A 21,738-nucleotide genomic window follows, 5' to 3' on the forward strand; every position below is an offset into this window, starting at 1 on the left:
GACTCCGGGCCTGATTCAGTCGCCGCGGCCGGCCGCCAGCCGCCGCGCCATCTGCAGCGCGGCGATCAGGCTGGCCGGATCGGCGCGGCCAGTGCCGGCTAGGTCGAACGCGGTGCCGTGATCGGGGCTGGTGCGCACGAGGGGCAGGCCCAGCGTCACGTTCACGCCCTGCTCGACGCCCAGGTACTTGACCGGAATCAGGCCCTGGTCGTGGTACATCGCCAGCACCAGGTCGAACTCGCCACGCCGGGCGCGCATGAAGACCGTATCCGGCGCGTACGGCCCGCTGGCGGCAATGCCTTCGGCCTGCGCGGCGGCAATCGCCGGGGCGATGAAGTCGATCTCCTCCCGTCCGAACAGCCCGCCCTCGCCTGCATGCGGGTTGAGACCGGCCACCGCGATGCGCGGCGTGGTCTGGCCCCAGGCGGCGGCCGACTGGTGGGCGATGCGCAGGGTTGACAACACGGCGTCGAAGTCCAGCCGCTCGATCGCCTCGCGCAGCGAACAGTGCACCGTCACGAGCACGGTCTTCAGCTCCTCGTTGGCCAGCATCATGCGCACGTCGGCGGGCTGGCCGGCTTGGGCGCACAGGTCGGCCAGCATCTCGGTGTGGCCGGGGTAAGGCTCGCCGGCGGCGGCCAGGGCTTCCTTGTGGATCGGCGCAGTGACGATGGCGCTGGCCTCGCCCGCCAACGTCAACGCCACCGCCTGCCGGATGGCCGCCGCTGCCGCCCGGCCCGCCAGCGCGCTGACCTGACCCCAGGGCAAATCGGCCAGACCGGGCAAGGCGTCCTGCAGCGGCAGCACCGGCAGCACGCCAGACGGCAGGTCGGCGGCGTCAGCCAGCTGCTCGATCACGGCGATGGGGACGGCCGGCACGTCAGCGCGTTGGCGCACACAGCGCGCCGCACGGCGCAGCACGTCCACATCACCCACCACCACAGCGTTGTTCAGGCCGCCCGGCTGCATGAAGGCGCGCACGATGATCTCCGGGCCGATGCCGCAGACATCGCCCTGGGTGATGAGCAAGGGAAGGTCGGAAGATGGGGTCATGACGGTCGGCTCGGATGGCAGGGACGCCGCCATTGTCCCGGAGCGGTCATACCCGGTTGATACACTGCTGCGCATGAATTGGCTCGATGAAATCAGCTGGACGCCCGAGGGCCTGGTGCCCGTGATCGCCCAGGAGTTGCACAGCAAGGATGTGCTGATGTTCGCGTGGATGAACCGCGAGGCGCTGGCGCGCACGGCCGAACTCGGCGAGGCGGTCTATTTCAGCCGCTCGCGCCAGCGGCTCTGGCACAAGGGCGAGGAGTCGGGCCACGTGCAGCGCGTGCACGAGATCCGCATCGACTGCGACCAGGACGTGGTGCTGCTGAGCATCGAGCAACTTGGCCACACGCCCGGCATTGCCTGCCACACCGGCCGCCACAGCTGCTTCTATCAGGTGCTGAAAGATGGCGTCTGGCAGAGCGTGGAGCCGGTCCTCAAAGACCCTGCGTCGATCTACAAATGACTTCCAGCCCCTCCCTCACTCAAGCGGATTCGCTGGCCCGCCTGACCGAGCTGATCGCCAGCCGGCGCGGCGGCGACCCGGCACAAAGCTACGTCGCCAAGCTGTTTCACAAGGGCACCGACAGCATTCTCAAGAAGATCGGCGAGGAAGCCACCGAGGTGGTGATCGCCGCCAAGGACGGCGAGCGCGACAAGATCATCTACGAGGTGGCGGACCTGTGGTTCCACTCGATGATCCTGCTAGCCCAGTTCGACCTGAGCCCCGCCGACGTGCTGGCCGAACTGCAGCGCCGCGAAGGCGTCTCGGGCCTGCAGGAATTTGCCCAGCGCAGCCAGACCTGAACCCACCGCCCTCGACCATGCACACCGACCCGAACTGCCTCTTCTGCAAGATTGCCGCCGGACAGATCCCGGCCCAGAAAGTCTATGAAGACGACGAACTGCTGGCGTTCAAGGACATCCACCCGGCCGCGCCGGTGCACCTGCTGATCATCCCCAAGCTGCATCTGGCCAGCCTGGCCGAAGCCGGCCCGGAGCACGCCGCGCTGCTGGGCCGCATGCTGGCGCTGGCGCCGCGCCTGGCGCAGGAACAAGGTGCCGGCAACGGCTTCAAGCTGCTGATCAACACCGGCCCGGACGGCGGCCAGGAGGTCTATCACCTGCACATGCACGTGATGGGCGGCCCCCGGCCCTGGAAACACGGTTGAGCCGACGCAATCCCCCGCGCCGGATCGGCTGCGGGTGGACCACTAGAATCATTTTGTCTTTTCACTCCCTGAAGGAGTCACGCCATGGGTTTCTCGACTACACATCTGATCATCTTCCTGGTCATCATCGTGCTGATCTTCGGCACCAAGAAGCTCAAGAACATCGGCGCCGATCTGGGCGGCGCGGTCAAGGGCTTCAAGGACGGCGTGAAGGACAGCGACAAGACGGCGGCGGAAAAATCGGCTGATCCGGCCCAGCAAGTCAGCACCGAGAAGCGCGCAGCCGATGGCCAGACCATCGACGTCGAAGCCAAGACCAAGAGCTGAGACAGCCGTCCATGCTGGACATCGGCCTCACCAAACTGATGATCATCGGCGGCATTGCGCTGGTGGTGATCGGTCCCGAGCGGCTGCCGCGCGTGGCCCGCATGGCCGGCACGCTGATCGGCCGGGCACAGCGCTATGTGGCGGACGTCAAGGCCGAGGTCAACCGCTCGGTCGAACTCGAAGAGCTTCAGAAAATGAAGGCGCAGTTCGAGACGGCCGCGCGCGACGTCGAAAGCTCCGTGACGAGCGGCCTGAACCAGGCGACCTCCGAGTTCAACGAGGCATTCGCGCTCGACCCCGTCGAGCCGGTGATCTGGGAGCCGCCGCTGCCGGTCTACCTGCATCCCCGCAAGAAATGGCGCCTCAAGCGCGGTGCGCTGCCGCAGTGGTACAAGCAACGCGAAGGCGTGCACCGCCACGTGCAATCAGGTGCAGCCCGAGTAGCGCGGCACCGGCCCCGCCCCAGTTCGACGTTCTGACACTTGATGAGTTCCCCTCCCAATCCCGACGAACTGTCCGGCACCGAGCAGCCCTTTGTCAGCCACCTGATCGAGTTGCGCGACCGCCTGCTCAAGGCGGTCTACGGCGTGGGCGCCATCTTTGCGCTGCTGGCGCTCTACCCCGGCCCATCCCGGCTGTACGACCTGCTGGCGCATCCGCTGGTGTCCGCCCTGCCGCAGGGCTCCAAGATGATCGCCGTGGGCGTCGTTTCGCCCTTCCTGATCCCGATCAAGGTCACCGTGCTGGCGGCCTTCGGCATTGCCCTGCCCTGGGTGCTCTATCAGGTCTGGGCCTTCATTGCGCCGGGCCTGTACAAGCATGAAAAGCGGCTGGTGATGCCGCTGGTGGTGACCAGCACGCTGCTGTTCTACACCGGCGTGGCGTTCTGCTACTTCTTCGTTTTCGGCCAGGCCTTCCCGGCCATCCAGTCGATGGCGCCGCAGTCGGTTTCGGTCAGCCCGGACATCGAGGCCTACCTCGACTTCGTCATCACCATGTTCCTGGCTTTCGGCATTGCGTTCGAGGTGCCGATTGCGGTGGTCATCCTGGCCCGTTTGGGCGTGGTGACGGTGGAACAGTTGCGCAGCTTCCGACGCTATTTCTGGGTCGCTGCTGCTGCAGCCTCTGCCCTGGTGACGCCGCCTGATGCCGTATCGATGATCGCCCTGCTGGTGCCGATGGGCTTGCTGTATGAAATGGGCATCATCGCGGCCCAGTTCTTCCTCAAGTACAGCCGGGCCCCGCAGGCCGAAGACGCAGCGCCCGGAGCCGATCCGGGCTGACCTCAACGGTCTGCCGTGCCAGGAGCCTTGGCCTTGGGCCGCTGGGCGATGCGGATCTGCAAGTCCACCGTCTGTTCGCCGCGCCGCACCGACACCTGTGCCTGACTCAACGGCTTGAGCGCAGCCACCTCATTGAGCAACTGCGCCGTGTTGGCCACCGGGCGCCCAGCCACATTGATCACCACGTCGCCCGGCTGCATACCGGCCTCGCTGGCCGGGCCGCCCTGCAGGACGCCGGCGATCAGCACGCCGCGATCGGTCTTGAGCTTGCTGGAGGCGATCAGGTCGGGTGTCAGGTCGCGCGGCTGCACGCCAATCCAGCCCCGGGTGACCACGCCGTCGCGGATCAGCGACTCCATGACCTGACGCGCGGTGGTGACCGGAATCGCAAAACCGATGCCCATGCTGCCGCCCGAGCGCGAATAGATCGCCGTGTTGATGCCCAGCAGCTGCCCGGCACTGTCGACCAGTGCGCCGCCCGAGTTGCCGGGGTTGATGGCCGCGTCGGTCTGGATGAAATTCTCGAAGGTGTTGAGCCCCAGGCCATTGCGCCCCAGCGCGCTGACGATGCCCGACGTCACGGTCTGCCCGACGTTGAAGGGGTTGCCGATGGCCAGCACGCCGTCGCCCACCTGCAGGTCCTCGGCCCGGCCGAAGGTGATGGCCGGCAGTTCCCGGGCCTCAATCTTGAGCACCGCCAGATCGCTGTCCGGATCGGCGCCCACCACCTTGGCGCGCAGGCGCCGGCCATCGGCCAGCGCCACCTCGATCTGCTGGGCGTCCGCCACCACATGGTGGTTGGTGAGCAGGTAGCCATCGGCCGACACGATCACGCCGGAGCCGCTGCCGCCCGGGCCTTCGCCCGGCCCGTCGGAGCCATCGCCCTCGGCGTCGGGGGCATTGAAGAAGCGATGGAATCTGGAGACCTTGGACTCGGCCCCCGTCGTCACCACGCTGACCACCGATGGCGCCGCGCGCCGCGCCGCATCCGCATAGCTCAAGGCTTGGCCGGACGCCGGCGCCAGGGCCGACGGCGATGCGCCCTGCGCCACCTGGACCACCGGCCCCGTCGGCGGACGGCGACTCAAGCCCCCCAGCGCCTCCAGCCATTGCGGCTGCAAGGTGGCCAGGACAAAAACAACGGCCAGCGTGACCGTGACGGCTTGCGAAAATACGAGCCAGAACCTGCGCATGGAGAGTTGAAGTGGTGAACCGCGATGAGTTGAGTCAGTACCTCGAGCAACTGCTGGAGGTGCCTCGTTTTGCCGATTATGGGCCGAACGGTCTGCAGGTCGAGGGCCGCGCCGAGGTCCGGAAACTCGTCAGCGGCGTGACCGCCAGCCTGGCGCTGATCGAAGCCGCCGTCGCTGCGGGCGCCGACGCCATCGTGGTGCACCACGGCCTGTTCTGGCGCGGCCAGGACGGCCGCGTCACCGGCTGGATGCGCCAGCGCCTGGCCGCGCTGCTGCGCCATGACATCAACCTCTACGCCTACCACCTGCCGCTGGACGCCCATCCCACGCTGGGCAACAACGCCCAGCTGGCGCGGCAGCTGGGCTGGCAGATCGACGGCAGTTTTGGCGACAAGGCCCTCGGTCTGATCGGCCGACCCACCGTGGAGGGCCTGGCGCTGGAGCAGGTCGCCGCCGGCATCGCCCAGCGCCTGAAACGCCGGCCCACGGTGGTGTCAGGCGACGACCGGCCGATCCGCCGCATCGCCTGGTGCACCGGCGGCGCGCAGGGTTACTTCGAGTCCGCGATTGCCGTCGGTGCCGACCTCTACGTCAGCGGCGAGATCTCGGAGCCGCAGGCCCACATCGCCCGCGAAACCGGCGTGGCCTACATCGCCTGCGGTCACCACGCCAGCGAACGCTACGGCGCCCCGGCGCTGGGCGAACACCTGGCCGAGCGCTTCGGGCTGGCGCATGAGTTCATTGAGATCGACAACCCGGCTTGAGCCGGTCTCAACCTCAGCCCAGCGCCGCCCGCAGCTTCTCCGCCTGCGGGCCGAACGCGTAGCTGTCCATCGCCAGCATGCCGGCGTCGACGCTTTCGTGCACGCGCACGGCGGGGAAGTCCTCGCCACCGGCGCCGGCGGCAAAGTAGTACGGCAGCCAGTGTTCGTCGGTCGGGTGCTGCTGGGCGGCGAACGGGGCCTGGCGGCGGTAGTCGAGCAGCGCGGGCCAGTCGCGCTGGGTGCCGCGGTCGGCAATCCATTGCTGGAAGGCCGCCACGTCCGGCTCGGTCGGGGTGATGCGGTTGCCGTCGTAGGCGCCGCGCTGGCCGAAGAAGCGGCGCAGGTTGTGGGTCAAGGCCCCGCTGCCGATGATGAGCACGCCGTCCTGCGCCAGATCCGCCACCGCGCGGCCGATGGCCCACTGCTGCGCGGGCGTCCAGTCAGGGACCAGCGTCAGCGGCACGACCGGGATGTCGGCGCCCGGCCAGGCGCGCTTGAGCACGGTCCAGATGCCGTGGTCGAGCCCGTCGGCGTCCACCGCCTGGGCCGAGGTCACGCCCGCCGCCTTGAGCCGCGCCGCCACGTCGGCGGCCAGCGCCGGATCGCCCGGCGGGTTGTAGCGCTGCTGGAACAGCTCCTGCGGGAAGCCGCCGAAGTCATGGATGGCCTGATGCCGCGCGCCCGCCAGCACCATCGGCGTGCGGGTGGCCGAGTGCGGCGACACGATCAGCACCGCGCGCGGGCGGCCGAAGGTGGCGTCGATGACCGGGCCGAGGCGATCGAGGAAATCCGACGCTGGCGAGCGCTCGATGGCGATCATCGGCGAGCCGTGCGAGAGGTAGAGCGGAGGCAGTGCGTGGTTCATGGCAGATCCTTGAAGTACAACCATTGAAACACTGCCGCCGGGCCGCTTCATTCGCCGGCTTTGCACGCGGCGTTCAGCAGACCACGGCGGCGGCTGCTACAACCTCGTCTTTGCCTTGATTGCGACGTCGACCGCCATGTCCACCACTTCCAGCACCCTGCCCGCCCCCCTTGCCGTGAAAGGCCCGCGCGCTGCCGCCCGCGTCTGGACGATGGCGTGGCGGCAGCTGCTGCGCGACTTCCGCGCCGGCGAGTTGCGCCTGATGCTGGTGGCGGTGGCGCTGGCGGTGGCGTCCCTGAGTGCGGTGGGCTTCTTCGCCGACCGGCTGCAGATGCGGTTGCAGCGCGACGCCGGCTCGCTGCTGGGCGGCGATGCAGTGGTCGCCAGCGACCAGCCGCTGACTGCGGCCTTCAGCAGCACCGCGGCCGGCATGAGCTTGCGCAGCGTCACCTCGGCCACCTTCCCGAGCATGGCGCGTGCGGCCGAGGCGCAAGGTGGCGCGTCGCGGCTGGCGTCGATCAAGGCCGTCAGCGCCGGCTACCCGCTGCGCGGCGACCTGCGCATTGCCGACCGTGTCGATGGCGCGCCGCGCAACGCCGGGGCGCCGGTGCCGGGCACGGTCTGGGTCGATGCCAGCGTGCTGGATGCCTTGAACCTTCAGGTCGGCGACCCCCTGCTGCTGGGCGACGCCAGCCTGCGCATTGCCGCCGTGCTGCTGCAGGAACCCGACCGGGGCGCCGGCTTCAGCAACTTCGCGCCGCGCGTGATGCTGCACGCCGACGACCTGGCCGCCACCGGCCTGATCCAGCCCGCCAGCCGCGTCACCTGGCGCCTGGCCGTGGCCGCCAACGAAGGCCGTGGCCGCGAAGCCGCCGTGAAAGGCTTCACCGGCTGGGCCGAAGACGAAATCGCCCGCACCAAGCTGCGCGGCACACGGGTCGAATCGCTCGAAGGCGCCCGGCCCGAAATGCGCCAGACACTCGACCGCGCCGGCCAGTTCCTGAAGCTGGTGGCCGTGCTGGCCGCGCTGCTGGCCGCCGTGGCAGTGGGCATTGCCGCGCGCGGCTTCGCCAACCGCCACATCGACGCCTGCGCCATGCTGCGCGTGCTCGGCCTGCCGCAGCGCCAGATTGCCGCCATCTACACGCTGGAGATCGCCTGGGTCGGCCTGGCCGCCAGCGCGCTGGGGCTGCTGCTGGGCCTGGCGGTGCAGCAGGTGCTGGTCTGGCTGCTGGCGGGTTTGGCCGGATTGGGGGGTGGCGATTTGCCAGCGCCGAGCGTCTGGCCGGCGCTGTTCGGGCTGGGCGTGGGCGTCGTGCTGCTGGCGGCATTCGGGCTGCCGCCGGTGCTGCAGCTGGCCAGCGTGCCGCCGCTGCGGGTGATCCGCCGCGACCTGGGTCAGCGCAAGGCCGCCAGCTGGGCGGTGCTGCTGGGCGGCATGGGCGGCTATGCCGCGCTGCTGTTTGCAGTGGCCGCCGACTGGAAGCTGGGCGCCATTGCCGTGGGTGGCTTTGCCGGCGCCTGGGCACTGTTTGCCGGTGGTGCGTGGCTGGCGGTGCAGGCGCTGCGCCGCGCCGTGCCCGAGGTGGGCGCCGCGCGCTGGCTGCTGCTGGCCACGCGGCAGTTGAGCGCGCGGCCCGGCATGGCAGTGCTGCAGGTCAGCTCGCTGGCACTGGGGCTGATGGCGCTGATCCTGCTGGTGCTGCTGCGCACCGACCTGATCGCCAGCTGGCGCCAGGCCACGCCGGCAAATGCGCCCGACCGCTTCGTCATCAACGTGCAGCCCGAGCAGGCCGAGCCCTTCCAGGCCGCGCTGCGTCAGGCGGGTGTGGCGAACTACGACTGGTATCCGATGATCCGCGGCCGGCTGGTGGCCATCAACGCGCGCGACGTGCGCCCGGACGACTTCGCCGACGACCGCGCCCGCCGCATGGTCGAGCGCGAGTTCAACCTCAGCCACGCCGCACAGGCACCCGACTACAACCAGATCATGTCGGGCGCGTGGGCCTCCAGCACTTCAGGAGCAGGCGCCACCGAGGACGGTCTGAGCGTCGAACAAGGCCTGGCCGAGACGCTGGGCGTCAAGCTCGGCGACCGGCTGCGCTTCGACATCGCCGGCACGCTCACCGAAGGCCGCGTCACCAGCCTGCGCAAGGTCGACTGGGCGTCGATGCGGGTCAACTTCTATGTCATGTTCACCCGCGCGCAGATGCCCGACCTGCCCAGCACCTACATCGCTGCCTTCCGCGCGCCGCCGCAGCGCGGCTTCGACGGCGCGCTGTCGCGCGGGTTTCCCAACATCACCAGCGTCGATGTGTCGGCCCAGATCGGCCAGGTGCAGCAGGTCATCGGCCAGGTGATCGCGGCGGTGGAGTTCCTGTTCGCCTTCACGCTCGGCGCCGGCCTGCTGGTGCTGTTTGCAGCGCTGAGCTCCACCCGCGAGGCCCGGGCGCGCGAATTCGCGCTGCTGCGCGCCATGGGCGCGAGCAGCCGGCTGCTCGCGCAGGTGCAGCGCACCGAACTGCTGGGCGTGGGCGCGCTGGCCGGCGCGCTGGCCAGCGTCGCCGCGCTGGCGGTGGGCTGGGCGCTGGCGCGCTATGCGTTTGCGTTCGAGTGGACCGCGCCGCTCTGGGTGCCGCTGGTGGGCGCCACGGTGGGCGCACTGCTGGCCTGGGGCGCCGGCTGGTGGAGCCTGCGCGAAATCCTGCGTCAGCCGGTGGCGGTGACACTGCGCCAGGCCGAGAGCTGACCGGTCAGGCTGCGCCCTCAGCCGGCCCTTAACCGACTTGGGGCAGCCGCACCTCGACACTCAAGCCCCCGAGCGCGGCCACCCCCAGCCGGATGGTCGCGCCGTGGGCCTTGACCACCGTCTGCACGATCGACAGGCCCAGGCCAACCCCGCCGCTGCGGTCCTGGCGCAGGCGCTGGAAGCGGTCGAAGGCGCGTTCGCGGTCGGCCTCGGCAATGCCGGGGCCGGAGTCGTCGACGCGCAGCACCACGGCGTCGCCCTCACGGCGGGACTCGATCCGCACCTGGCCGCCTTCGGGGCTGTAGCGCACCGCGTTGGCCACCAGGTTGCGCAGCAGCGTCTGCAGGCCAAACGGATCGGCACTGATTTCTGCTGCGGCCAGCGAGGTGCTGATGTCGATGTCGCGCCGCTCGGCCTCGGCACTCACATCGGCCAGCGCCTCGGCCGTGATGTCGGCCACCCGCACCGGGCGTTTGCGGGCGTTGACGCTCTCGACATCATCGAGCCGGGCCAGCGTCAGCAACTGATCGAGCAGGTGCGCGCAGCGGTCGACGTTGAGCATCAGGTCGCGCAGGGCTTCGGTGCGATCCGCCGCATCGCGGCAGCGTATCGCCACCTGGGCCTGCACGCGCAACGCGGCCAGCGGCGTGCGCATCTCATGCGCGGCCACGGCCGTGAAGCCGCGTTCATGGTGAAACGCCCGTTCGATGCGGCCGAACAGGTGGTTGACCGCGGCCACCATCGGCTGCAGTTCCTGTGGCGAACGCTCGACCTGCAGCGGCGACAGGTCGTGCTCGTCACGGGCGAGCAGATCGGCGCTGACCTGGCGCAGCGGCAGCAGCGCGCTGCGCAGCATCCACCAGCCCAGCAGGCCGACACCGGCCATCGACAGCACGAACAGCGCGATGAAGGTGTTGCTGACGGTGCCGGTCACGCTCTGGCGCTCGACCTTGAGTTCGCCGACGTGAATCTCCATGTCTGCCACGCCCTTGAGCACATAGGCGTGCAGGCGGTGGTCGCCCGCACCCGTTTCGGACGCCCCCAGCTGGCCCAGCCGCGCAATCGGCTCGGTCGCCGACGCGTTGTAGCTGCGCAGCAGCAGCCGGCCGTCGCTCGACCAGATCTGGTACTGGTAGCGCGAGCCGAGCGTGGCACGGCTCTCCTCGTGCACATTGGTGTGGATGCCGGTGACACCCACGTCGCCGGCCAGCTCCAGGATCTCGTGCTGCGAGAACGTCAGGATGGTCTGCGCCAGGTCGGCCAGGCGCGCGTCGTAGAGCACATTGTTTTCCTGCGCTGCCGACCAGTACATGGCCGTGCCACCCGCCACCCAGGCACTGAGCGTGGACAGCAGCGCGATCAGGTAGAGCCGCGTCTTGAGCGACCAGCCCTGCGGCGACGTGGGCAGCAGCCGCTTCATGGTGCTGGCTCACCGGCAGAGCCTGGTGCCGCATCGGGCGACTCGGACAGGCTCATCGGCTGGGCCAGGCGCGCCCGCAATTCCGCTTCGCTGGCAAGCTGGTAGCCGATGCCGCGCACCGTCACGATCACGTGGCTGCCCAGCTTGCGGCGCAGGTGGTGGATGTAGACCTCGATGGTGTTGCTGCTCAGGTCATCGGTCCAGCCGTACATGGTCTCTTCCAGATGCTGGCGGCTGACGATGCGGTTGCGCAGCCGCATCAGCGTCTCCAGCACCCAGAATTCCTTGTTCTTGAGCGGCACCACATTGCCGTCCCACAGCGCCGTGCGCGTCGAGGAGATCAGCTTGAGCGGGCCGTGCACCAGCTCGGCCGACACGGCTTCGCCCTCGCGCGCCTGGCTGCGTCGCACCACGGCACGCACGCGGGCGGCCACTTCGTCCAGGTCGAACGGCTTGACGAGGTAGTCGTCGGCGCCGATGTCCAGCACCGCAATCCGGTCGTCCTTGTGGCCGCGCGCGGTGATCACGATCACCGGCGTCGGGTCCTTGGCGCGGCGCAGCACCTCCAGGCAGGCCTCGCCGCTGACCTCGGGCAGACCCAGGTCGAGCAGCACGCAGTCGTAGCGATGGGTCTTGAGCGCCACCGCCACGCGGTCGCCCGAAGTGACCCAGTCCACCGTATGGCCTTCGAGCTGCAGGCCCTTGCAGGTGGCCTGGCCCAGCATCAGATCGTCTTCGGCCAGCAGCAGTTTCATGTCGATTCCCTCTTTTTCAGGACCGGGTGGAAAACCCACCTGTTTGCGGGTCTTCGCGCTTTGATTAAGCAGAAATTAAGGCGGCCCGACGAGAGTCGCAACTCTCCCAAGCTTAATGGAGCCGGCACGCCGGACCCCCAGGTCCCGACCCGCGCCGGCCCACCGTCCACCCCCGCCATGAAACGTCGCATCCTGATCGTCGAGCCTCAACTGCTGCTGTCCCAGGGACTGGCCGCGCTGCTCAATGCGGAGGACGATTTCCGCATCGTCGCCCAGGCCGGCGACGGTCAGCAGGCCGTGCATCTGGCGGCCGAGCACGTGCCCGACATGCTCATCATCGACCTCCATCTGCCGGGCTTGAGCGGCATCGAGACCATCAGCACCCTCAAGCGCCGCCAGCCGCACCTGCAGGTGCTGGTGCTCACGCACGCCAAGTCCGAGAACGAGGTGCGCGAGGCGCTCACGGTCGGCGTGGCAGGCTATGTTCTCAAGGACAGCTCGTTCGAAGACCTGCTGCACGCACTGCGCAGCGTCGCGCGCGGCAAGACCTACCTCAGCTCCGACGTGTCGAGCCAGGTGGTCAACCGCTTCCTGCGTCCCAACGAGTCGCCCGCCAGCGAGGCGCCCTGGGCGCAGCTGACGCGGCGCGAGCGCAGCATCCTGCAACTGGTGGCCGAAGGCCGCACCAACCGCGTCGCCGCCGAGTTGCTGCACGTCAGCCCCAAGACGGTCGAGAAGCACCGCGCCAACGTGATGCGAAAACTGCAGATCGGCAGCGTGTCGGAGCTGACGCTGATCGCCTTGGAGATGGGCCTGATCCAGCGGCCCGGCTCGGTGGCGCGGGCCATGTCGACGCCCGACGCCACCCCCTGAGGCCCCGGCCGGCATGCTCGCGGCCTCAGTTCGCCGCGTTGACGCACTGCCCCAGGAACTGGCGCAGCTCGACGCCGATCAGCTTCTTGTCGGCGCCCTCCTTCCAGCACCGGCCCATGGTCGAGACGCGCTGCTGCTGATAGTGCCGCTGCTGGTCCTGCGCCTGCAGCTTGGTGGCGGGGTTGGCCGCCGAGGCCGCCGCTTCCGCTGCCGCCAGCGGCGAGATCGTGTTGATGATGCTGGGCACCAGCTTGCCGCCCAGGGTGTTGCCCAAGGTATTGCCCAGCAGCGAGCCCACCACGCCGGTGGTGCCTGTCAACGTGCTGTTGACGGTATTGCCGACCGAACCGGTCACGCCGTTGACCAACGAAGTGACAGGCGCGAGGCCCAGCGCCAGCGCGCCGAGCGGCAGCGTCAGGCACAGGGAAACGACCACGGGTTTAATCATGAGGGACTCCTTGATGAATGGGTAAGGTGAGACAGAAGGTTCAGCGCCGGCGTGCGCTGCGCGCGGGCAGCAGCCCGCGCACTTCGGCCAGCAGCTGCGTCGGGCTGGCCAGGCCTTCCAGCCGGACCCAGGGCTGACCGGGGGCGGCGCGCAGGAAAGTCACCGGCACATGGTTCATCTTGTCGCCCTGGTAGGCCTGGAAGGCCTTCTGCACCGCGATCGAATCGGCCTCGGCACCGGTGAAGAACGACCAGCTGGCACCGGCGCCCAGGCGGTCGCTGTACTCGCGCAAGCGGTCGACGATGTCGTATTCGGCGTCGATCGAGATCGACACCATGTGCACGCGCTCGCGGTCGGCACCCAGCTGGTGGCGCACCTCGGCGAAGACCTGGCTGGTCACCGGGCAAATGGTGTTGCAGGTGGTGAAGACGAAGTTCAGCAGCACCGGCCGGCCATCGTCGAGCGCCTGGCGGGCGCCCAGCATCTGGCCGTCCTGGCGCATCAGCGGCACCTCGGGCAGCGTGTAGCGGGCCTCGGTGCGGCGCAGGGTCGACGGCTGCACCGGCCGGGCCACGGTGGACGGGCTGGTGGTCGAGCCCGTCTGACGGGCACCGTGGTCGGCGCCGTTGTGCGCCCAGGCGGCGGGGGCGGACCCGGTGGCGGTCAGCACGGCCAGCGCCAGCGTGGCGACGGCGCGTGGCCACAGCGATGAAAAGACGGACAGGCTCATGGAACGATCCAGGTTGAAACGGCTTCCAGCGCCGGCCCCTCGGCCGCACTGAAGCGCACGAGGTAGGCGCCCTTGGAGGCAAAACGCTGCCCCGGGGCCAGCCCCAGGCGCGGGTAGACGGTGGTGCTCTCGCGCTTGCCGGTGACTTGCTCGGTGCGGCCCGGCAGCGGTCGGGGCGTGCGCTCGAATTCCGACTGCAGCTTGAGGCGCGCCATCGCCGCTTGCGCGCCGCCGCGGCTCTGGTGCTTGGCGACGAGGGATTCGCGCGCCTCGTCCTCGGCCTTGGCCGACTCGCGCAGGCTGAGCATGTTCTCGGCGCGCTCCAGCAGGTAGTCGCCATGCAGGTTGTCGAGCATGTCGGAGAGGGTCTCGGCCAGATAGCTCCAGGCGAAGTACACCTCCGACTGCATCAGCTCCTCGCGCAGCGGCAACTGCCGCACCGCCAGCCACGACTTGAAATAGAACAGCCCCGCCTGCCGCTTGTCGGGCAGCTGATAGGGGTAGAGGACACGGGCCGTGTCGCGCCAGGCCACCGGCAGCGCCAGGCCCTCGCGCTGCACCTGCGTGCCCGACCAGTAGGAGGCCACTTTCCCGGGCAAGGGCAAGGCCGCCAGCCGGGCGGCATCGGCCGGCGCCAGCCAGGCCATCAGCGCATCACCGCTCGACAGGCCGGCCAGCAGCACACGCGCCTGCGCCAGGCCGGCGGCGCTGGAGAGGTCCAGCGCGTGGGTGTCCATCTCCAGCGACATGCCCAGCGGCAGGCGGGCCTGGGTCACGGCGGCCTGCAGCTGCCGGGCACCGGCCAGGCCGGCCGCGTCACCGGCGTGGATCTGCAGCACGCGGCGGGGCCGCTCGGCGGGTTCGCGCAGCCAGTGGCGCGCCAGCACGTCGGCCTCCAGCGTAACGCCGCGCGAGAAGTAGAGGCTGTAGACATCGCGCCCGGCCTGGGCCGGGGCCGCAGGCACGCTGGGAAACCAGCACGGCACCTGACGGCGTTCGCAGAACTCGTGCACCGGCGCCCAGCTGCCCTCACCCAGGCCGGAGACCAGCGCAAACGCCGGCTGGGCCTGCTGGCGGGCGTCGAGCTGGGCGGCCCAGGTCTCGGGCGGGCCGTCGAGCTGCCAGACGTCCAGATCCCAGTAGCGCTGGGTGCCCAGCAGCATCTCGGCGGCGTTCATGGAGCGCCCACCCGGCACCACCGTGCCGTTGTGGCCGGAGACGGCCGCACGCGCCATGTCAATGAAGAGCCGGCGGCGCTCGGCGCCCACCTCGGGTGTGATGACGGTGGCCAGCCGCACCCGCTGCGCCGTGACGCCAGGCGACCAGGCGGCCGACAGTGTGCGCAGGTAGGCGGCCAGGCCGCGCACCTCGGCCTCGTTGAATTCATAGCGCGGCATCAGCAGGCCCAGATCGCGGCCCGTCACATGCCGGCCGTGGTTGAGCGCCGCGGTAAGCGTGGCCAGGTCATACGGCGCGTGGCGCTGGTTGAAGCTCTTGACGTTGCGGTAGTTGAGGTTGACCACCGCCTGCGGCTCGTCTTCGAGCAGGAAGCGGCCGGCAATGGGCGAGACCTGCTCGGTGCCTTCGACCGCGCCCAGGCCGCTGCGGCGATGGCACTGGGCACACGCCACCGCCGCGCCCCGGCTCTCGATGCCGCCCATGCGCAGGCCGGTGACGGGCGCGCCGTTGGCGCCCAGGCCCTGCAGGTAGATGCGCCGGCCCACCTCGACGTCCGCCGCCGAGCTCACACCCGCCAGCGACGCCCGCCCGCCCGGCACGCCTTCGCGCTGCGGCCCGGTCGACTGGGCCGCTGGCGCCGCCGCAGCGCACGCCGCCACGGCCCAGCCCAGGACGAGCAACCAACGGAGGGGGCGATTCAGCGCACGCATCGACAGGGGCCGCTCAACGGTCGGTGACGCTCACTGCGCCGGCTTGATGCCGACCAGCTCGATGTCGAACACCAGCGTCTGGTTCGGGCCGATGGTGCCGCCCGCGCCGCGCTCGCCATAGGCCAGCAGGTGCGGCACGACGATCTGCCAGGCCGAGCCGACCGGCATGGCCTTGAGCGCCTCGCGCCAGCCCATGATGGTCTGCAGCACGCGCAGCGTGGCGGTCTGGTCGCCCTCGGTGGCGTCGAACTCGGTGCCGTCGATCAGCGTGCCACGGTAGCGGACGATGACGCTGTCGGTCTCCAGCGGCCGCAGGCCCTGGCCGGCCTTGATCACGGTGTAGGCCACGCCATTGGGCAGGGTCTGCACGCCGGGGCGCTTCTTGTAGGCTGCCATGAAGTCGAGGCCCTGGCGGGCGTTCTTCTCGGCGGCGGCCTTGTTGCTGCGCACCTGCGCGCGGCGCAGGTCGGACTGCAGGCCGTTGAGGGCGGTGCGGATGTCCTTGTCGCTCAGGGCCAGCGGCTGGCCGGACAGGGCGTCGCGGATGCCGCGGATCATCATGTCGGCGTCGAACGGCACCTCGCCGGTGGCGAAGTTGCGCACGGCGGCCACGCCGCTGGCGTAGCTCATGCGCTCGACCGGGGTCTCGGGCGGGCGAATGTCCGGGGCCTGTTGTGCCCAGGTGCCCGTGGTGCCGGCCACCAGCGCCAGCGCGGCGATCAGGGGCTTGAAAGAAAACAGCGGAAGGGTTCGCATGGGGCGTCCTTGAAGGAAGGGAAGTGAGGCCGGCATCACGGCAGCGTCATCGTGATCGAGGGCGTCCAGGCGCCGTTGCCCAGCGCATTGACCGCCCGCATCTGCACCTGCACCGACCGGTTGCGCACGTTGTTGCCCACGGTGAAGGAGCCCGTCATGCTGTTGGGCGCCGCGGCCGGGCTGAAGGCGAAGTTGGTCCAGGTGGTGCCCAGCAGGCCGGGCACACCGACACGCGCCTGGTAGGTGGTGTTGCTGTTGGTGGTCTCGTCGGCCCAGTTCAGCGTGACCAGGTCGTTGTTGGTAGCGCCCACCCGCGTGGCCGAGCCGGTCAGCGCCGTCGGCACGGTGGTACCGAACGGCGAGGCCGTGGTGCCCACCTTGACTAGCACGGCGTTGCTGGCCAGGGCCGAGCTGACCGCCGCAGCGCCGGTGCCGGCCCGCGACTTCACCGTGTAGGTGTAGGTCGTGTTGGCCACCGGCCGGGTGGAGGTGGCGGTGTTGTTGGTGCCGTCGATGAACGTGCGTGTCGTGCCGGTGCCGGTGCTGCTGGCGGTGTTGACGCTGCCGATCAGCACGGCAGCGGCGGCGCCGGTGCTGCGGTAGACGTCGAAGGCGGTTTCGTTGGTCGAGGCGTCCAGCCAGCTCAGCGTGATGCGCGGCGTGTTGGTCGTCACGCCCAGCGAGACCAGGTTGGTGGGCGCCACCGGGGCTACCGGGCCGCCGGCGGGCGTGGTGACCGCCCGGTCGGTGCGGCCGTCCACGCCGGTGATGGCCTGGCTCAGCGTGGTGCTGGTTTCGCCGGCCGAGTTGACCGAGCTGACGCGGTAGTCCATCGTCGTCGGCGCCGTCGCCACCACGCTGTAGGTGTAGGCGGTCTGCGGCTGCGCGGTGCTGTCGGTGTAGGCCAGCACGTTGGCGGCCAGCGTGGCGATCTGCACGTTGTTGCGCAGCACGCGGTAGCCGGTGGCGTCCTGCACGGCCGTCCAGTTCAAGGGCACCGAATTGCCGGTCACCGTGCCCACCGTCACCACTGGGTTGCCCACGGTGAAGCTGGTGACGGCCGGCGTGGCGATCGACGTGGCGTTGGCCAAGGTGTTGACATCGCGGGTCATGATCTGACCGGCCGTGGCGCTCAGGCCGACGTTGACGGCGCGCACCGGCGCCACCGGCGCGAAGGCACTGGTGCCCACGCGGCTTTCGGCGCGGAAGCCGATCTCGGCGGTGCGGCTGGTGCCCACGCCGACGTCGTTGTCGGTCCAGCGCAGCAGGCCGCCGGCGTAGCTCAGGTTGGTGGGGGCCAGCGGTGCCACCTCATTGCCGCGGAAGACCACCGGGCGCATGAAGTCGTTTTCCTCGTGGCCGAGGATGTGGCAATGCCAGACGTATTCCCAGTTGTAGTTGTAGAGCTCGTTGACCACCGCCTTGGGCACGCCGCTGTTGGGGTCGACCTGGGTGAAGCCGAACGGCGAGCCGAGCGGCTGCGACGGGTCCATCGGCCGCACGCTGTTGGGCACGCCGAAGCCGTCGAGCGGCGGACGCTTGGCGCGCACGGCCACGATCACGTCCTCCAGCGGGTTCATCTTGATCGTCTCTTTCCAGCCGATCTCGTTGGCCTGCGGCGGCATGATGAAGCCGTCCCAGCCGACGCGGTTGACCAGCTGCACGTTGAGCAGGTGGAAGTGCACCGGGTGGGTGTCGACGCCGTTGTGGGTGATCTTCCAGATCTGCGTCTCGCCGTCGCCGAACAGCTCGGTCGGCGCGTCGATGTTGGCCAGCGGAATGGTGGTCTGCGTCAGGGCGCTGGTGAAGGGCAGCTCGACGGCCAGGATGGCGTTCATGCGGCCGAAGGTCGGCTCGAACAGCTCATGGATCGCCTTGGGCTTGACCAGGATGCGGCCCAGGGCCGCGCCGCCGTTGGCGGTGTCCACCGCCGCCACGGCACCGGTGCCGCCACCGCCGCTGATCGTGACCGTGGGCGGCGTGGTGTAGCCCGAGCCCACGTTGGTCAGCGTGACGTCAAAAACCTTGCCCGTGGCGCTGGCCGTGGCGGCCACGCCGCCGGCCTGCTGCGGCGCGCCGATGCTGATGATCAGGCCGTTGGCCGACAGGTCGGTGTAGCCGCCCCCGCCCGCCGTGCTGGGCGTGGTGGGGTCCGGCGCGGTCAGCGTGATGGCGTCCAGCGCGCCGCTCACCACCAGCTGGGCCTTGGTCGTGCCGCCGGTCACGGCAATGGTCGGCACCGCCGCATAGCCGGTGCCGGGGTTGGTGATGTTGATGCGGGTGACACGCCCGGCCGAGATCGTCGCGTTGCCGGTGGCGGTGATGCCGCCGGGCGTCTGCGGCTTGGAGAAGGTCACGGCCGCCGTGGTGCCGGCATAGCCCGCGCCGCCGTTGGTGACCGAGACCGCGCCCACCTTGAGCGTGGTCGAGGCCGTGGCACCCGAGCCGGCCACCGGCGAGGTGATGCGCACGATCGGCGCCACCGTGTAGCCCGAGCCGGCGTTGGTCACGGTGATCTTGTCGAGCTTGAGCGACGCCAGCGCCGCCGCGTCCTTGCCACCACCGCCACTCAAGGTGACCAGCGGCGCCGACACGAAGCCCGCGCCCGTGCTGGTCACCAGCACGCTGTTGAACACACCCGGCGTGCCCGGCAGGTAGTTGAACTGCGGCTCTTTCAACGTGCCGGTGTAGATGCGGGCGTAGGCCTGATCGTCGGTGTAGGTGGTGCCCAGCGCCTGGTTGTAGGCGGACTGCGCCACGATGGGCTTTTCCTGCGAGGCCTTGTAGGCCTTCGGGATCTCGGCCGCCAGCGCCGCCACGTTCAGCGGCGCGGCGGGCGTGGCAGCGGCCACGCGGATGCGCATCATCGTGCGGGTGCTGGGGCCGTAGCCCGGCAGGGTGTCCTCGGCGCCGCCCGAGGCGCTCTGGTCGCCGGTGGCGGTGAAGTAGTCGTTGCGCGGGTCACCGGCCGGCACGGGCGAGGGCGAGTCGCTGTAGACGATCAGGGTCTTGCCCGCGTACTGCGAGAAGTCGACCACCACGTCGGCCCGCTCGGCCGGCGAGATGTAGAGCGACTTGGTGTCGACGTTGAGCACGTTGATGCGGCCCTTGTCGATCAGGTAGGCCATCGGGCTGGGGTCGTACGCGGCCACCTTGGGCAGCCAGCCGCCTTCGTTGCCGATCTGGTAGAGCGTCGGGCCTTGCGTGGCGGGGTTGGGCACGCCGCCGTTGCGGGCGTCCATCTGCCAGGTGTCGGGCGTGCACATCACCGGGGCGCCGGCGGCATCCACCATGGGCTGGCCGCTGGCGTTCACGGCCTGCGAGTAGCGCGTCACGCCGGGGCCGCAGGTCACGGACGGCGTCACGGCGGGCACCATCGAGACTTCGGTGATGCTGGGCTGGCCGGTCAGCGGGTCGGCAAACGGCGCGCGGTTGGCCTCGTCGGCCACGAACAGGTTGAAGGTCATCAACCGGTCGTTGGACGCGTTGAGCACGCGCAGGCGGTAGGTCTTGGGGTCGACGTCCAGCGTCGGGTAAGCCTTGCCGTTGACCATGGCGGTGTCCATCCAGGCCTCGGGCGTGGTGGTCACGTCGTTGTAGGTGCCGGTGGGCATCGAGTACAGCGCCGGGAAGATCGGGAAGAACATCGGCCCGTAGTGCCAGCGGCCCACGGCGTTGAAGCCGTTTTCCTGGTTGGGGTCCTGCACGGTCTCGTAGACGTGCGGGAACCAGGAGTCGCTCTCGCCGCCCCAGCCGTCGGTGTGCCAGCGGCCGTCCTGCAGCGCAATGTCCGAAGGCACGAAGGTGCGGTCCTGCAGCACCAGCTGCAACGTCTCGGCGTCGGCCGGCAGCACCTTGGCCAGCGACGTGCCGTTGACGGTGCCGCCGGTGATGAGCGCCTGCTCGACCGCGTCCGTCAGCACGTAGCCCGACACGATGCCGGCGTAGACGTTCAGGCGCGTGGCGCCGATGGTGTGGTCGTGGTACCACATCTGGCGCGCCGACTGCCCGTTGGGGAAGTAGTAGGTCATGGCGCCCGCGCCCGGCTCCGGCATGTCGGGCACGTTGGCCGCGCTGGCGCCGCGCAGGAAGGCGGGCAGGAAGGTCGGGTCGAGCGTGGCCGTCGGGCCGCTAGCCGCGGCCACCAGGCTCTTGGGGTTGGCGGCGTTGGCCTCTTCGACCGGGGTGATCCACTGGTAGGGCGTGCCGTCGCTGATCCAGGGCGTGTCGCCGCCGTGCAGGTGGATGTTGACGCGGTTCTGCGTGAACTCGTTCAGGCCATCGGGGCCGATGCCGGCGCCGGCAATCGACTTGTCGGTGGGCAGGAAGATGTCACCGTTGCGGGCCGTGACCGTCCAGCTGCCATCGCCGTTCTGGATGGCATCCGCGCGGCCGGCCGGCAGCAGGTTCAGGAACTTGACGCGCACCGGCACGTGCTGGGTCGCGAAGATCACCGGGCCGAGGTACTTGGGCGCGGCCACCGCCACCGCCTGCACCTTGACGGGCGCGCCGCTGGCGTCGGTCATCAGAAAACCGCGCGCGTCGGTGTCCTGAATCAGGATGGGCGCGCCGGGGGCAAAGCGACCGGTCGCGGCGTCACGCGCACCGGGGTAGAACAGCGGCACGCCCTTGCCGGGGTTCGCTGCCTGCCAGGCCTTGCTGGCCAGTTGCACGTAACCGCGCAGCAGGGTTTCACGCTTGAGGTCGCTGTGCAGGCGCTCGGTGTATTCAACGACGGCGAGTTCGTAATACTGCTGGCGGGGTTTTCCATCAAGTCCGTCGGCCTTGCTGCCGTCCGGGCGCGTCCAGATATCGGGCACGGCCTTCGGAATATCCTTGCCCACCAGGGGCAGCGGATCGACGAATTTGCGCAGCGCCGCACCTGTGTCTGTGCCGGCGCCCACCTGGGCGGCAAGATCCGTGGCGCAGGCCGACGTGGTGCGGCGCGGGCCCGACGGGCTGTGAGCGAAGAACGACGGCACGCACATCGGGTTGCCGTTGAAATCAAACCCGTCGCCAGCGCCGACGCCGGCCATGACCCAGCCGCTGGGCAAATACGAGGCGGACGCCAGTGCCGCTGCGATGGCCAGGTGGTGACGCTTGAAACGGGTTTGCATTGAATATCTTCCTGAAGGGATATAGCCGCCGGCTTCGGGCTTTTTTCGGACCGGTATGAACGCATCCAGTTATCGACTCAGGATGAGTTTTATTGACCCATCACAAACATCTTCGGCTGCGAATGTTTCGTAGTTTGCAAGTTGCAAGCAAATGTGTCATCGCGGGCAGATACGTATTTGCATGGGCAAATACCCCACCAAGAAAACATTCATTGGGTAACTATGTTTACCTATTAATCTGATTTAATTTTCGGACTCACTTTCATCCCGCAAGGGCATGGTCCGCCCCCCGCGTTCAAGGGAGCCTGAAACGGTCGCGTTACCTATTGTGAAAATTTGAAACATTC

General features: G+C 69.3%; 19 protein-coding genes. 9 read left to right on the forward strand and 10 right to left on the reverse strand.

All coding sequences use genetic code 11. The features are described from left to right. Nucleotides 1-15 precede the first annotated feature (15 nt). The gene (gene pdxA, locus AC5IG3_RS17345; RefSeq protein WP_491907534.1) at nucleotides 16-1,053 is read right to left on the reverse strand and encodes a 4-hydroxythreonine-4-phosphate dehydrogenase PdxA; all 1,038 of its coding nucleotides are present in this window, start codon (nucleotides 1,051-1,053) and stop codon (nucleotides 16-18) included. Between the two features lie 73 nt (nucleotides 1,054-1,126). Here pdxA and hisI point away from each other — a divergent pair, with 73 nt between their 5' ends. From hisI to tatC, 6 genes are all read left to right on the forward strand, one after another. Beyond that, the gene (hisI, locus tag AC5IG3_RS17350) at nucleotides 1,127-1,516 is read left to right on the forward strand and encodes a phosphoribosyl-AMP cyclohydrolase (RefSeq protein WP_491907535.1); all 390 of its coding nucleotides are present in this window, start codon (nucleotides 1,127-1,129) and stop codon (nucleotides 1,514-1,516) included. After that, on the forward strand, nucleotides 1,513-1,857 hold the full coding sequence (locus AC5IG3_RS17355) for a phosphoribosyl-ATP diphosphatase (RefSeq protein ID WP_491907536.1): 345 nt from the start codon (nucleotides 1,513-1,515) through the stop codon (nucleotides 1,855-1,857). Before hisI ends, AC5IG3_RS17355 begins: the two co-directional genes overlap by 4 nt. 17 nt (nucleotides 1,858-1,874) lie before the next feature. Beyond that, the gene (locus tag AC5IG3_RS17360; RefSeq protein WP_491907537.1) at nucleotides 1,875-2,222 is read left to right on the forward strand and encodes a histidine triad nucleotide-binding protein; all 348 of its coding nucleotides are present in this window, start codon (nucleotides 1,875-1,877) and stop codon (nucleotides 2,220-2,222) included. A gap of 84 nt (nucleotides 2,223-2,306) precedes the next feature. Next, nucleotides 2,307-2,549 (forward strand): Sec-independent protein translocase subunit TatA, encoded by a 243-nt coding sequence (gene tatA, locus AC5IG3_RS17365; protein WP_491907538.1) that lies wholly within the window; start codon nucleotides 2,307-2,309, stop codon nucleotides 2,547-2,549. Between the two features lie 11 nt (nucleotides 2,550-2,560). Further along, nucleotides 2,561-3,028, forward strand: a complete 468-nt coding sequence (tatB, locus tag AC5IG3_RS17370) for a Sec-independent protein translocase protein TatB (RefSeq protein WP_491907539.1) — start codon at nucleotides 2,561-2,563, stop codon at nucleotides 3,026-3,028. A 6-nt stretch (nucleotides 3,029-3,034) separates the two neighbouring features. Continuing rightward, the gene (gene tatC, locus AC5IG3_RS17375) at nucleotides 3,035-3,832 is read left to right on the forward strand and encodes a twin-arginine translocase subunit TatC (RefSeq protein ID WP_491907540.1); all 798 of its coding nucleotides are present in this window, start codon (nucleotides 3,035-3,037) and stop codon (nucleotides 3,830-3,832) included. 2 nt (nucleotides 3,833-3,834) lie between these two features. On the opposite strand, the gene AC5IG3_RS17380 is transcribed toward tatC, so the two are convergent. Then, on the reverse strand, nucleotides 3,835-5,025 hold the full coding sequence (locus tag AC5IG3_RS17380) for a S1C family serine protease (RefSeq protein WP_491907541.1): 1,191 nt from the start codon (nucleotides 5,023-5,025) through the stop codon (nucleotides 3,835-3,837). A gap of 11 nt (nucleotides 5,026-5,036) precedes the next feature. Between AC5IG3_RS17380 and AC5IG3_RS17385 the strand changes: the two genes are divergently transcribed. Further along, nucleotides 5,037-5,789, forward strand: a complete 753-nt coding sequence (locus AC5IG3_RS17385; protein WP_491907542.1) for a Nif3-like dinuclear metal center hexameric protein — start codon at nucleotides 5,037-5,039, stop codon at nucleotides 5,787-5,789. Between the two features lie 13 nt (nucleotides 5,790-5,802). On the opposite strand, the gene AC5IG3_RS17390 is transcribed toward AC5IG3_RS17385, so the two are convergent. Further along, nucleotides 5,803-6,654 carry a DODA-type extradiol aromatic ring-opening family dioxygenase gene (locus tag AC5IG3_RS17390; RefSeq protein ID WP_491907543.1) on the reverse strand — a complete coding sequence of 284 codons (852 nt, stop codon included), beginning with the start codon at nucleotides 6,652-6,654 and terminating at the stop codon, nucleotides 5,803-5,805. Between the two features lie 211 nt (nucleotides 6,655-6,865). On the opposite strand from AC5IG3_RS17390, the gene AC5IG3_RS17395 reads away from it, so the two are divergent. After that, nucleotides 6,866-9,403, forward strand: a complete 2,538-nt coding sequence (locus AC5IG3_RS17395; protein WP_491907599.1) for an ABC transporter permease — start codon at nucleotides 6,866-6,868, stop codon at nucleotides 9,401-9,403. A gap of 28 nt (nucleotides 9,404-9,431) precedes the next feature. Here AC5IG3_RS17395 and AC5IG3_RS17400 read toward each other — a convergent pair whose 3' ends face one another. After that, nucleotides 9,432-10,823 carry an ATP-binding protein gene (locus tag AC5IG3_RS17400; protein WP_491907544.1) on the reverse strand — a complete coding sequence of 464 codons (1,392 nt, stop codon included), beginning with the start codon at nucleotides 10,821-10,823 and terminating at the stop codon, nucleotides 9,432-9,434. Further along, nucleotides 10,820-11,578 carry a response regulator gene (locus AC5IG3_RS17405; protein ID WP_491907545.1) on the reverse strand — a complete coding sequence of 253 codons (759 nt, stop codon included), beginning with the start codon at nucleotides 11,576-11,578 and terminating at the stop codon, nucleotides 10,820-10,822. The genes AC5IG3_RS17400 and AC5IG3_RS17405 overlap by 4 nt, the downstream gene beginning before the upstream one ends. A 177-nt stretch (nucleotides 11,579-11,755) precedes the next feature. On the opposite strand from AC5IG3_RS17405, the gene AC5IG3_RS17410 reads away from it, so the two are divergent. Next, nucleotides 11,756-12,451 (forward strand): response regulator, encoded by a 696-nt coding sequence (locus AC5IG3_RS17410; protein ID WP_491907546.1) that lies wholly within the window; start codon nucleotides 11,756-11,758, stop codon nucleotides 12,449-12,451. A 25-nt stretch (nucleotides 12,452-12,476) separates the two neighbouring features. On the opposite strand, the gene AC5IG3_RS17415 is transcribed toward AC5IG3_RS17410, so the two are convergent. From AC5IG3_RS17415 to AC5IG3_RS17435, 5 genes are read right to left on the reverse strand one after another with little or no spacing between them, the layout of a single operon-like run. After that, the gene (locus AC5IG3_RS17415; protein WP_491907547.1) at nucleotides 12,477-12,899 is read right to left on the reverse strand and encodes a hypothetical protein; all 423 of its coding nucleotides are present in this window, start codon (nucleotides 12,897-12,899) and stop codon (nucleotides 12,477-12,479) included. Between the two features lie 40 nt (nucleotides 12,900-12,939). Next, on the reverse strand, nucleotides 12,940-13,629 hold the full coding sequence (locus AC5IG3_RS17420; protein ID WP_491907548.1) for an SCO family protein: 690 nt from the start codon (nucleotides 13,627-13,629) through the stop codon (nucleotides 12,940-12,942). Next, nucleotides 13,626-15,488, reverse strand: a complete 1,863-nt coding sequence (locus AC5IG3_RS17425) for a hypothetical protein (RefSeq protein ID WP_491907549.1) — start codon at nucleotides 15,486-15,488, stop codon at nucleotides 13,626-13,628. The genes AC5IG3_RS17420 and AC5IG3_RS17425 overlap by 4 nt, the downstream gene beginning before the upstream one ends. Before the next feature lie 60 nt (nucleotides 15,489-15,548). Further along, entirely contained in the window at nucleotides 15,549-16,274 is a 726-nt protein-coding gene (locus AC5IG3_RS17430) for an FKBP-type peptidyl-prolyl cis-trans isomerase (RefSeq protein WP_491907550.1), read from the reverse strand. 35 nt (nucleotides 16,275-16,309) lie between these two features. Then, nucleotides 16,310-21,391: a hypothetical protein gene (locus AC5IG3_RS17435; protein WP_491907551.1), complete on the reverse strand. Its 5,082-nt coding sequence runs from the start codon at nucleotides 21,389-21,391 to the stop codon at nucleotides 16,310-16,312. Nucleotides 21,392-21,738: the final 347 nt, after the last annotated feature.

Origin of the sequence: Leptothrix sp. (in: b-proteobacteria), assembly GCF_965250675.1 — a bacterium.
Classification (GTDB): domain Bacteria; phylum Pseudomonadota; class Gammaproteobacteria; order Burkholderiales; family Burkholderiaceae_C; genus Sphaerotilus.